This is a genomic window from Aurantivibrio infirmus, assembly GCF_054767315.1.
This window is the reverse complement of the sequence record NZ_BAAFSK010000002.1, coordinates 130,356-141,233: the sequence shown is the minus strand read 5'-3', so window position 1 is coordinate 141,233 and position 10,878 is coordinate 130,356. Positions and strand designations below refer to the sequence as shown.

Below are 10,878 nucleotides of genomic sequence, written 5' to 3'. Positions count from 1 at the left end.
TAATCGTTACCGTGAAAATAGTTTCCCAACAACTCCCCCCACTTCTCAAACTGGCACTCCCTGCTATGGGTGCGCAAATTGGCATGATGCTAATGGGCGTGGTCGATACACTAATGGTTAGTCAGCTGAGCAAGGAAGCACTTGGCGCAACCGCTATTGCGAATGCTTGGTTATTTTCAATTTTGTGGTTTGGAATGGGCATCATTCAGGGTATTGATCCTCTTGTTTCTCAGGCCCATGGCGCAAAGCGAGAAGATCATGCCTTGATTGCGATGAAACGTGGCGTAGTTCTTGGTTTATTAATCTGCGTTCCCTTAATTTTTTGCATTGCTTTCACCGAAGAAATTCTGCTTTTTTTAGATCAAGAAAAACAATTAACAGTGCTCGCCGAACAGTATTTGCGTGTACAAATTTGGTCAATACCTTTCTTCTTTTTGTTTATTGCGTTTCGACAATACTTGCAAGGTCGAGAAATTGTTCGACCGATGTTGTGGATCGCATTGATTGCCAATGTCATCAATGCGATCGCAAATTATGTACTTATTTTCGGCCATTTTGGTTTTCCCAGTATGGGAATCGAAGGCGCCGGTATTGCGACCGCTATTACTCGATGCTTTATGTTTTTTGGTCTTTGGTTTTGGATAATTAAGTTTAAATTGATGTCAGGATCTTGGTTACCATTGCAGCGAGAAATTTATCAGTGGTCCGAGTTTTCAAAAATAATTCGTATCGGCCTACCTGTCGCCACACAAATAGGTTTTGAAATTTTAGCTTTTTCATCTGGCACTATTATCGCTGGTAAATTAGGCGTGAGTTTCTTAGCGGCTCATTCAATTACGTTAAACATTGCTTCTTTAGCCTTCATGTTACCTCTCGGCATCGCTCAAGGTGCTGCCACACGTGTAGGGAATTTAATCGGCGCGCGGCAATTTACACACGCAAAACACGCAGCGTGGGTTGCAATTATATTTGGCGGCTTGATCATGATGATTTCTGCAATAATTTTTGTATTAATGCGCTACACCTTGCCAGATTATTACACCAATGATGTAGAAGTTATTTTAATTTGCGCGTCCATTCTCCCAATTGCTGCTGCCTTTCAAATTGTTGATGGCATACAAGTGGTTTGCTCTGGCGTACTTCGAGGCATGGGTCGACCATTGCCCTCTACTATTGCAATCATTGTAGCTTTTTGGGTCATCGGTCTCCCATTGGGGTATTGGACCTCAATCACCCTAGGTTATGGTATACAAGCATTGTGGTGGTGTCTGAGCTTAGGCTTAGCCATCGTTGCCGTCGTGTTAACCATTTGGATTTACTATCGAGGTCCTGAATTTCACGCCAAGCAATTTGAATAATTGTGTTAATAAAACGAGATGGGTTTATTTGCTTTTTCTTTACACTTTTCGCTGCATTTGTAATTCAAATTGTTTAACTACGCCTAGAGCGGCTATTTCCAAAAGGTTATGATGTTAAAAATATAATAATCCGAAACCAGAATCCCTGAGAACGCTTATGCCCTTTCAAGCACTCCATCAATTTAGTCTGACACTAAAAGCCAACGCGGTTTGGATTGGTCCACTGCTTGCCGTTGTTGTCGGTGTAGTTATGTCGAGTTATGGCTGGGAAACAAAAGGCTGTATTGCTGGTGCAGTTGCTGCGCTGTGTGCGACATGGTGGATATTCGAGCCGATTCCGATTCCGGCTACCTCGCTTATTCCACTGGGCCTTTTCCCGTTGACGGGTGTCTTAGATGGTTCGCAAGTTGCCGGTGCTTATGGCCACCCTTTAGTTCTATTATTCGTTGGCGGAAGTTTGCTATCGAAAGCAATGGAAAAAACGTCGACTCATCACCAGTTGGCTTTGGGCACTGTAAGACTCATTGGTAGCACCAGCAGTCGCCGAGTTGTATTTGGTTTTATGATTGCGTCTGCATTTTTGTCGATGTGGATCTCCAATACCGCCACCGCATTAATGCTGCTCCCCATCGTTTTAGCCGTACTACAAAAAGCAGAAGATCCCAAGTTACCAGTCCCGCTATTATTAGCGGTCGCCTATGGTTGTAGCATCGGCGGCATGGGCACCCATCTCGGCAGCCCACCTAATTTGGTATTCATGAGTAATTATGAGGAATTCACAGGCGAAACCTTATCGCTGATCGACTGGATGACTTGGGGTATACCCGTCGTTCTAGTGATGTTGCCAATCGCAGGGTTTTGGCTAACTCGGAACCTAAAGAGTGGCGGCAAAATTGATATACCCGACCAGGGCAAATGGACAACCGCACAAAAACGCGTGGTATTGGTTTTCGCGTTAACGGCTATCGCATGGATCACGCGCAGCTGGCCCAATGATGGCGGCTGGCAAGGATGGTTAAATTTACCAAACGCCAATGATGCCTCAGTCGCTTTTATCGCCGTACTATTTTTATTTCTTATTCCCGATGGCGAGAACGATGGCAAAAATGGGAAGTTGCTCGACTGGGAACACGCGATAAAAATTCCTTGGGGAATATTTATTTTATTTGCCGGCGGTCTCGCATTAGCCTCTGCATTTACAGCAACAGGAATCAGCGATTCGTTAGGTAACGCACTCGGCGGTTTATCGGCCTTACACCCCTTTGTAATTATTTTGATTGTTTGTTTAAGCGTAACTTTTTTAACCGAAATCACCAGCAACACTGCAACTGCAACAATGCTAATGCCTATTCTTGCCGCCGCTGCAATTGGTGCGGGGATTGACCCAAAGCTATTAATGGTTCCCGCTGCGCTAAGTGCAAGTTGCGCCTTCATGCTGCCCGTCGCAACACCACCGAATGTTATTGTTTACAGCGCAGATAAAATAACCGTGCAAGAAATGGCTAGAGAGGGCTTAGCTTTAAATTTAATTGGTTCGCTAGTTATCTCGACTTTAGTTTATTTTATTCTTGGCTAAGAATATTTGCAAAAAATATCCGTTGACACATTAATTGCAAATCGGGCAATTGGAATCTTTCGTCAATCGGAGCTGACGCCAGCTCATCGATTTCACGTCTAAAATTTGTAGTCGCCCAACTAAAGGCTCACCAAATTCCGCAATCAATTTTAGGCACTCGCAAGCTTGCATACTGCCGATTATTCCTACCAGGGGTGCCAGCACGCCGTTTTGCGAACAACTTAAATTTTCGTCATCGACTTCGTCGTACAAGCATCGATAACAGGGTGAATCATGTTGACGCAAATCGAAAACAGAAATTTGACCTTCCATGCGAATTGCAGCACCTGAAACTAAAGGTTTTTTATTTTCCACGCACGCCTTGTTAATCGCGAAACGAGTTGTAAAGTTATCGGTGCAATCCACTACTACATCAACATCCGCGACGATCTTTTGTAAATTCTCAACAGTTAACTTACTGCTAACAGTGGTAACTTTTGTAGAAGGATTAAGGTTTGCGATAGCTGATTTTGCGGACTCAACTTTTGTAAGGCCAATGCTGGTATTGTTGTGAATGATTTGCCGCTGTAAATTACTGAGATCAACCACATCAAAGTCCGCAATGATTAGTTCGCCAACCCCCGCCGCCGCCAAATACATTGCTACCGGACTACCAAGACCGCCCGCTCCCATAATCAGGACTTTACTCGCGAGTAGTTTTTCCTGCCCTTCGACATCGACTTCTGGTAGTAAAATTTGTCGGCTGTAGCGTAGTAGCTCGTCATCTTTCATATGGCATCTCTACTATTTCATTTGGCCCAAGGTTACTCGATCCAAACCCGCTAAATCTTGTAATGTTTTCACTCTATAAAAATTATTTTCTGTGAATATACTGCGCACCGACTCAGCCTGTTCGAATCCATGTTCCAACATAAGCCATCCGCACTCGTTTAAATAGGCGCGGCTAGTAAAAATAATATGCTGAATATCGGCGAGACCCGCTTTATCGGCCACTAATGCGGAGTGTGGTTCGAATCTCACATCACCTTCAGATAAATGCGAGTCGTTTTTATCAATATAAGGCGGGTTAGATACTATTAAATCAAAGTTTTTGTTGGTAATTTTATCGAACCAAAAACTTTGATAAATTTCAACATTCTTCAATTCGAGTTTTCTACAATTCTTATTAGCTATTTGAAGCGCTCGCACACATCTATCTACCGCAAAAATCTGCCATAAAGGCCGTTCACTAGCCAATGCTAAAGCAATAGCACCGCTTCCGGTTCCTAAATCCAATATTGCTTGCGGTTTATCCGTCAGTAAACCTAATGCAGTTTCAACCAACAGTTCTGTTTCTGGCCGAGGAATCAAGGTCGAGTTATCCACTTGCAAACTCAACGACCAGAATTCTTTTTCCCCGGTGATATGGGCTATTGGTTCGCCATCTTTCCGGCGAGCAACAAATTCAAAAAAACGATTTTTTTCTTGTTCGTTCAATACGTATTCAGGATGAGAATATAAATAACTACGCGGTCTCGATAAAATTTTACATAGCATAACTTCAGCATCTAATCGCGCCGTGTCGCTGCTACAAACCAAACTATCCGCCTCTTTAAGGCATTGTGCTACATTCAAAGCATGGGGCATTTAGGTCAATCAACACTTTATAAATCGATAATATATTCTATTTGTTAGCTTGCTAGAGACGCTAATTGATCCGCTTGAAACTCATTCACTAGTGGCTGCACAACTTGGGCGAGTTGGCCTTCCATAATTTCGTCAAGCTTATACAGGGTCAAATTAATTCGATGATCTGTCAATCGACCTTGAGGAAAATTATACGTGCGAATTCGTTCTGAACGATCACCGCTACCGACTAAGCTTTTTCGTTCATCGGAAATTTCTTTTGCCGCTTTTTCCTGCTGTGCATCTTGCAAACGCGCCGCAAGCAATGACATCGCACGGGCTCTGTTTTTATGTTGCGAACGTTCGTCTTGACACTCGACTACGAGACCAGTGGGCAAGTGCGTTAAACGAATCGCGGAATCGGTTTTGTTAACGTGCTGGCCGCCCGCACCACTAGCGCGATAAGTATCCACACGCAAATCTGCTTTATTAATATCAATTGCATCAAGATCGTCTGCTTCAGGCATAACGGCAACTGTACACGCCGATGTATGAATACGTCCCTGGGATTCAGTTTCAGGAACACGCTGGACACGATGTGCGCCAGACTCAAATTTCATTTTTGAGTAAACACCTTTACCTTCAATACGCGAAATTATTTCTTTGTAGCCACCATGGTCACCCAAACTCTGCGACAATATCTCTACTTTCCACCCTTTAGATTCGGCGTACTTGCTGTACATGCGAAACAAATCTCCAGAAAAAATTGCCGCTTCATCACCGCCAGTCCCAGCACGAATTTCCAAGAAAACGTTTTTATCATCATTAGGATCTTTGGGCAGTAACAAAGTTTGTAATTCTACTTCCAAGGGTTCTAATTTTTGGTTACAGCTATCTAATTCTTCTTGCGCCATTTCACGCATTTCAGAATCGCCTTCAGCGATCAGCGCTTTCGCTTCTTCCACATTTTTCAGCAAGTTTCGATATTGTATATAAGTTTGAACAACTGGCTCCAGTTCAGCGTATTCTTTTGATAGTTCTCGAAATTTATTTTGCTGAGCAATCACTTCAGCGTCACTCAACAAAGCGCCCACTTCGGTATAGCGTTCTTCTAAGTTATCTAATTTTTCTAAAATTGAGGTTTTCATTCATTCTCACTGTCATTTAAATCTTGTTCGCTAATATCAAACAATTCGCGGGTTAGCGTAATTATCTCAGTTCGCCCTGCTGCGCCAGCTTGTTTTAATTTTGTGGTTGGTACATGAGTTAGTTTATTCATTAAAGCTCGCGCTAATTGCTGTAGTACGACATCAGCATCACTACCGCTTTGCAAAGCACGCTGCGCTTTTTTCAATTCATCATCAACTAAGCTTTGGTTTTTAGTCCTTAGCGCTTTAATTGTCGTTACCGCATCTAATGCTCTAAGTTCGCTTTGATAAAAACCAACGCCTTCATCGACTATCACATGAGCTTTTTCTGCAGCAAGTTCTCTGGATCGTTTACTTTCGTCGATAACTTGGCGTAAATCATCCACGGTATATAAGTAGACATCATCTAACTCGCCCACTTCTACTTCGATGTCTCTTGGCACTGCTATATCAACCATAAACATCGGTTTATGTTTACGTTTTTTGAGTGCGGACTCTACCGCTCCTTTTCCTAATAATGGTAACTGGCTAGCTGTCGAGGAAATAACAATATCGGCACGATGTAATTGTTCAGGAATATCCGAAAGCAAAATTGCTTCTGCATTAAAACGTTCAGCAAGCTCTTTTGCTCTACCCAACGTTCGGTTAGCGACAATTAATCGCTTGATACCTTGGTCGTATAAATGCCGCGCGACGAGCTCGATTGTCTCTCCCGCACCAATTAACAAAGCCGTATCTTCTTTTAAATTCGAGAATATCTGCTGAGCCAACGACACGGCAGCAAACGCAACGGAAACTGGGTTTTCTCCAATTGCTGTTTCGGTTCTCACCCGCTTCGCGATCGCAAAAACTTGTTGAAAGGCGTTATGCAAGCCACTGCCAACGGTTCCGGATTCTTTGGCGACGGCATAAGCTGACTTCATCTGTCCTAAAATCTGCGGCTCACCAAGAACTAAGGAATCTAAACCACAGGCCACCTTCATCATATGCCTAACGGCTTCCTCGCCGTTAAAGTAGTAGCAGCAAGCACTAAGATCATGGGCAGACACTTGGTGATAATTTGCCAACCAATCCAAGACTTGTTCTGAAACATTCTCATCTTGCGGCGCTGGAGTGAGGTAGAGCTCCGTCCGGTTACAAGTAGAGAGTATGGCAACCTCATCAATTTGCAGACTACCAAGCGCAGTATTTAAGGCATCGGTGATGGTATCCGGTGCAAAAGCCACCCGCTCTCGAATCTCAAGAGGCGCCGTTGAGTGATTTATGCCCAAAGCCAAGAGTGTCATAGTTGGAAAATACCGCGAATACCGATAATAGGTTTATATAGAAAGTATATTTAAGCTGAGCAAAGCGCTTTACGTTTCTTACGCTTTGATGTGGATAAAGCGCAGAAGCGGATAAATTCAAGCCTTCGGCGACGCAAAATCGCGCCATTATACCTAAGAACTAAACACTGTGTTTATCGCTTCTACTATGAGGACTGTTACTCTTCATCGGTCCAGATCTGGCCCCAGTTATCACAGTGTGACGACTTAACTTTTTGGATAATGACTCTATGGCCTATACTATACGGCACCGTCACATTTACTCCGGCACCGCGCTTTTAGTGATGTTAATCGTCTTTAAGAATGAAATGAATTAGCCGCTATCGACTGAAACACTCCTACTAGAGATGTTGTCGAAGGCCACAGAATCAATTAGACAAGAGCGGTAATCGGCGATAATAAGCAAGTTGCTGGCCGCACAATCAATTAGGTCGTTATGAGAAGCATACAATTAGCAGTTTTAATGGCGTTTTTAAGCGTACTAATAGTTGGATGCTCTAGCATCGATAATCAGGATCACGCGAGTCAACCCAACAACTTAGAACCTGCCCAAGAAAACCAAGAGATTGCCAATACCCCTAGCATTAAAGAAAAACCACCGGCTAGAGAATTCCCCATTGAAACGTTTTACGCACTGTTAGTTGCAGAAATTGCTGGCGATCGTGCCCGTTACGATATTGCCCTCGCAAATTATATGCAGGAAGCTCAACGGACTCGCGACCCTGGCGTGGTTGCAAGAGCGACTCGTATAGCGCGCCTATTGAATGCCGACCAAGTTACCCTGCCTTTGTCTTTACTATGGATTGAAGTCGAAGAATATAATTCTGAGGCTTTGCTAACCGCTTCTGCGGAATTAACAAAAGTTGGTCGCCTACCTGAGGCCTTTGCAGTATCAGAAAAATTGCAGCGCATGGGTAGCACTTCAGGCTTTCAAAATATTGCTGTACAAGCGAACCAGATAACAGACATCCAGAGAGAGACATTATTAGAAAAATTCAACCAGCTCTTATTAGAATTCCCTGAAGATTTAGAATTGCTCGTTGGCAAAGCCATGCTTTTACAACAGCAACAAAATTATAGCGATGCATTAATCGTGACCGAACGAGCACTATTACTTGATGAAGATAATATTGCCGCCGCGATTTTGGAAGCTCGTTTGCTGTATCAATTAGATCAATCCGAACAAGCTCTTGATCGTTTACTGTCGTTGTTGCAAAAATCTCCAAACAATCAGCGACTTCGTTTGCAATACGCGCGCTTACTCGCAAACATTGATTTACCTCGCGCTTTAGAACAATTTCAAATTTTGGTTGACGGCGCACCCAACGATCCTGAGTTTTTATTTTCACTCGGTTTAGTGTCGTTGGAGCTAGGCGAATTTGAGCGCGCAAAAACTGCTTTTCAAACCTTGATTGAGAATGGTCAGCAACTCAATACGGCGCATTTTTATTTAGGCCAAATCGACGAGCGCACTGAAAACTTCCAAACCGCTCTGCAACATTATCTTCAAGTACAAAGTGGTGCAGACTTTTTTCCTGCACTAAGTCGAGCTATTCATATCATGGTGCAACTAGAGCGCTATGATGATACGCATGAGAAAATGCAAAGCCTTCGCGAACAACTACCTGACGAGGTCGATCGCCTGTACTTACTAGAAGCGCAAACCTTTGCGCGCTTCGATAAGCTAGATACTGCAATATCTCTTTTAAACGATGCTCTGAAAAATAATCCGAATAGTACCGACCTTTTATTCTCTCGCGCAATGATTAATGAAGACAGGGATTTTCTCGAATTAGCAGAGGAGGATTTGCGGCAAGTACTTAAATATCAGCCAAACAATGCCAACGCGCTTAACGCCTTGGGTTATACCTTAGCTGACCGCACCGATAGATTCGAAGAAGCTTATGATCTAATTACTCAAGCGCTTAATATCGAACCCAGCAACCCCGCCATTCTCGACAGCATGGGCTGGGTTCAATATCGCCTTGGAAATTATGAAGAAGCTGAATTACGATTACGCGAAGCGTTAAAAGCTTTCCCTGACGATGAAATTGCTGCTCACTTAGGAGAAGTGCTTTGGGTTACCGGGGAGACCGAACAAGCAGAAATAATTTGGCAACAAGGTTTAGAGATTAACCCCGACAGCAAAATTATTCCCAATGTGATGCAACGGCTAAAAGATGAATCTCCGTGAACACTAATTCACTTCATTTTAGATTCTCTCTCATTGTTTTTTCTTTATTAATTACTGCCTGCGCACAACAAACCTTAACGCCCATTGAAAATTTACAACGCTATCAATCTCAGCTACGGAAGATTGACGACTGGCAATTAAAAGGAAGAATCGTTGTTCGTTTTTCTGAAGAAACCGATCAAGCTCGTCTTGCTTGGAAGAACTCTTCGAGCGCATATTCAATTCGATTAAGTGGCGCCCTAGGCATCGGAACAACTTACATCAACGGTGATGAAAACGGTGTTAGCCTCGAGCAGGGTGGCAAAGCAATCGTAATGGCCAACAATCCCGAAACATTATTATTTAATGAAACCGGTTGGGATATCCCCATTAGCGAAATGAATTATTGGGTTCGTGGCATACCTTCCCCTCGCAATAAAGTCACAAGTCCGCAACTCGCTCCCGAAGGCATGCTCATGTCGATGGAGCAGTCAGGCTGGAAATTACAATACAGCAAATATAAGTCTGTAGGACGCTGGAACTTACCGGGTAAAATAATCGCTGAACGCGACGAAGTCAGGCTTACTCTAGTCGTTAACGATTGGACCCTGGATGACGTCAACTAGACCCATATAAGCAATAAATAAAAATGTCTGAACTCATTCTTCCTGCCCCCGCAAAAATTAATCTATTTCTGCACATTCTTGGGCGCCGTCCTGATGGCTATCATCGCTTACAAACCATTTTTCAGCTTCTCGACTTCGGCGACGAACTGCGGTTTGAATTGCGTCAAGGTGGGCAGATCAGTTTTTCTGCCAATATCGACGACTTGAGCCATAACGATAATTTGGTTTGCCAAGCCGCTCGAGCTTTACAACAAGAATGCGGCTCGAAATTAGGCGCGAGAATTTACCTCGACAAACACCTGCCCTTCGGTGGCGGCCTTGGTGGCGGTAGCTCAGATGCGGCAACAACCCTGCTCGCGCTTAACGAGCTGTGGCAATGCGGTCTAAATATTGACCAGCTAGCAAAAATTGGCTTGAGCCTTGGGGCGGACGTCCCGATATTCGTCCGCGGTCAGAGTGCATGGGCAGAAGGTATAGGAGAAACACTGACAGCGATGGACTTACCTTGTCCCTGGTTCGTTGTATTAAGCCCCCCAGTTATGGTCTCCACGGCCTTGGTTTTTTCCCACCCTGAATTGACAAGAGACACGCCCCCCATTACAGTAGCGGCCTCTTTTGAGCAGGGTACCAGAAACGATTGTGAGCCCTTAGTTACTAGGCTCTTTCCGGAAGTTGGAGAAGCCCTAAAGTGGCTGCAAAGACACCCTCTTAATACAGCTAAAACTGCATTAATGTCGGGTTCCGGTGCTAGTGTTTTCGCCTCTTTCGATTCAGAAACAATCGCTCAACAAGTACTCGCTGATAGCCCATGGCGAGGATTTGTAGCGAAAGGTGTAAACCAGTCTCCGGTACATCAATTGCTCGCAAAGTTTATTGGGGTGTAGCCAAGCGGTAAGGCAGCGGGTTTTGATCCCGTCACGCGGAGGTTCGAATCCTCCCACCCCAGCCATATACACTACGTAGCTGAATCGCACTAAGTAGCCGATTAATAAGCAAAGTATTCGACCGGGATTCGAACCAGGTTCGACAAATTTGTAGAAACAAATTTGCACGAGCGAAGCGAGCCC

General features: G+C 44.0%; 9 protein-coding genes and 1 tRNA gene. 6 read left to right on the top strand and 4 right to left on the bottom strand.

The annotated features are described in order from the left end of the window. Window positions 1-11: 11 nt before the first annotated feature. Both ACYUCY_RS04360 and ACYUCY_RS04355 read left to right on the top strand, forming a co-directional pair. Window positions 12-1,358, top strand: coding sequence for an MATE family efflux transporter (locus tag ACYUCY_RS04360; RefSeq protein ID WP_460225240.1), 1,347 nt, complete (start codon window positions 12-14; stop codon window positions 1,356-1,358). 157 nt (window positions 1,359-1,515) lie between these two features. Continuing rightward, on the top strand, window positions 1,516-2,934 hold the full coding sequence (locus tag ACYUCY_RS04355) for an SLC13 family permease (protein WP_460225239.1): 1,419 nt from the start codon (window positions 1,516-1,518) through the stop codon (window positions 2,932-2,934). Window positions 2,935-2,964: 30 nt separating this feature from the next. Here the strand turns inward: ACYUCY_RS04355 and ACYUCY_RS04350 are convergent, their stop codons facing one another. Genes ACYUCY_RS04350 through hemA form a run of 4 tightly spaced genes read right to left on the bottom strand, consistent with a single transcriptional unit; the run spans window position 2,965 to window position 6,973 of the window. After that, entirely contained in the window at window positions 2,965-3,705 is a 741-nt protein-coding gene (locus ACYUCY_RS04350) for a HesA/MoeB/ThiF family protein (protein WP_460225238.1), read from the bottom strand. 12 nt (window positions 3,706-3,717) lie between these two features. Then, window positions 3,718-4,560 carry a peptide chain release factor N(5)-glutamine methyltransferase gene (prmC, locus tag ACYUCY_RS04345; protein WP_460225237.1) on the bottom strand — a complete coding sequence of 281 codons (843 nt, stop codon included), beginning with the start codon at window positions 4,558-4,560 and terminating at the stop codon, window positions 3,718-3,720. A gap of 44 nt (window positions 4,561-4,604) precedes the next feature. Further along, complete coding sequence (prfA, locus tag ACYUCY_RS04340) at window positions 4,605-5,687, bottom strand: peptide chain release factor 1 (protein WP_460225236.1); 1,083 nt, start codon at window positions 5,685-5,687, stop codon at window positions 4,605-4,607. After that, window positions 5,684-6,973, bottom strand: a complete 1,290-nt coding sequence (hemA, locus tag ACYUCY_RS04335) for a glutamyl-tRNA reductase (RefSeq protein ID WP_460225235.1) — start codon at window positions 6,971-6,973, stop codon at window positions 5,684-5,686. Before hemA ends, prfA begins: the two co-directional genes overlap by 4 nt. A gap of 475 nt (window positions 6,974-7,448) precedes the next feature. On the opposite strand from hemA, the gene ACYUCY_RS04330 reads away from it, so the two are divergent. The 4 genes from ACYUCY_RS04330 to ACYUCY_RS04315 all read left to right on the top strand — a co-directional run bounded on the left by ACYUCY_RS04330 (window position 7,449) and on the right by ACYUCY_RS04315 (window position 10,760). Then, window positions 7,449-9,206, top strand: coding sequence for a tetratricopeptide repeat protein (locus tag ACYUCY_RS04330; protein WP_460225234.1), 1,758 nt, complete (start codon window positions 7,449-7,451; stop codon window positions 9,204-9,206). Continuing rightward, window positions 9,203-9,811, top strand: a complete 609-nt coding sequence (gene lolB, locus ACYUCY_RS04325; protein ID WP_460225233.1) for a lipoprotein insertase outer membrane protein LolB — start codon at window positions 9,203-9,205, stop codon at window positions 9,809-9,811. Before ACYUCY_RS04330 ends, lolB begins: the two co-directional genes overlap by 4 nt. Window positions 9,812-9,834: 23 nt before the next feature. After that, entirely contained in the window at window positions 9,835-10,695 is an 861-nt protein-coding gene (gene ispE, locus ACYUCY_RS04320; protein ID WP_460225232.1) for a 4-(cytidine 5'-diphospho)-2-C-methyl-D-erythritol kinase, read from the top strand. Then, a tRNA-Gln gene (locus tag ACYUCY_RS04315) sits at window positions 10,686-10,760 on the top strand. The genes ispE and ACYUCY_RS04315 overlap by 10 nt, the downstream gene beginning before the upstream one ends. The last annotated feature ends 118 nt before the right edge of the window (window positions 10,761-10,878 follow it).

Bases quoted from the DNA above. Each gene is read 5' to 3' on its own strand.
- ACYUCY_RS04355 (WP_460225239.1), top strand. From the start codon at position 1,516: ATGCCCTTTCAAGCACTCCATCAATTTAGTCTGACACTAAAAGCCAAC.
- ACYUCY_RS04350 (WP_460225238.1), bottom strand. From the start codon at position 3,705: ATGAAAGATGACGAGCTACTACGCTACAGCCGACAAATTTTACTACCA.
- prmC (WP_460225237.1), bottom strand. From the start codon at position 4,560: ATGCCCCATGCTTTGAATGTAGCACAATGCCTTAAAGAGGCGGATAGT.
- prfA (WP_460225236.1), bottom strand. From the start codon at position 5,687: ATGAAAACCTCAATTTTAGAAAAATTAGATAACTTAGAAGAACGCTAT.
- hemA (WP_460225235.1), bottom strand. From the start codon at position 6,973: ATGACACTCTTGGCTTTGGGCATAAATCACTCAACGGCGCCTCTTGAG.
- ACYUCY_RS04330 (WP_460225234.1), top strand. From the start codon at position 7,449: ATGAGAAGCATACAATTAGCAGTTTTAATGGCGTTTTTAAGCGTACTA.
- ispE (WP_460225232.1), top strand. From the start codon at position 9,835: ATGTCTGAACTCATTCTTCCTGCCCCCGCAAAAATTAATCTATTTCTG.